At 35.6% G+C, this 685-nt stretch carries 1 protein-coding gene; it reads left to right on the top strand.

The window, feature by feature from the left end:
• On the top strand, positions 1-620 hold a 620-nt coding region (locus tag F0U47_RS22795), incomplete at its 5' end, for a JHBP domain-containing protein (protein WP_149752352.1).
• Positions 621-685 lie beyond the last annotated feature (65 nt).

The following is a 685-nucleotide window of genomic DNA, read 5'->3' as shown; positions in this document are numbered from 1 at the left end:
CTGAACTTGATATACCACAAATAGATCCGATACAACTTAAAGGCTTCAATGTAGCTATACTCGACCTAGTGAACATAACCCTCGTTGATGGAGTAGCTAAGGGAGTTAAAGAGTGCACAGTCAATAAATTTGAAGCCAATTTCGACGATCTACATGCAAGTATCGAGCTAGTCTGTGATATAACTATCAAAGGACATTACTCAGTTTACTCAGGGAGTCCCCTTATTAAAAACTTTTTAGGAGGAGATAATATCCATGGTGATGGAAATGGAAAAGCGAAAATAGAAAAGTTCAAAATTGCATTTGATTTCGATTTCACCGTAGAGAAACGAGGAGATGATTTATTCATTAAAAGCAGCATTGACAAGATGAAATACACGTACGATGTTTTAGGTAAAATGGTATTTGCAGCTGATAACCTTTACGTCGGAAATAAAGAACAAAGTGCTTCCATCGTCAAGCTTATGAACGAAAACTGGCGTATTTTAATGGATATGGTCGGAAAGCAATTCGTAGAGAAAGCTATGAGTTTTGTTTTCAACTTTACTCAGAAGTTCTTCAGCAATGTTCCCACTAAGAATTATATCGTGGATGATTTGGAAAATTATGTCAGTAGTTGAAACTACAGAACTTCTTATCAGAGCAATATAACCAATAGAGTTGCAGATCAAAAAAAAGTATTCAC

This window comes from Nocardioides antri (assembly GCF_008373765.1).
Classification (GTDB): Bacteria; Actinomycetota; Actinomycetes; order Propionibacteriales; family Nocardioidaceae; genus Nocardioides; species Nocardioides antri.
Note: the sequence above shows the minus strand (reverse complement) of the source record. Positions and strands in the feature narration are given on the sequence as shown.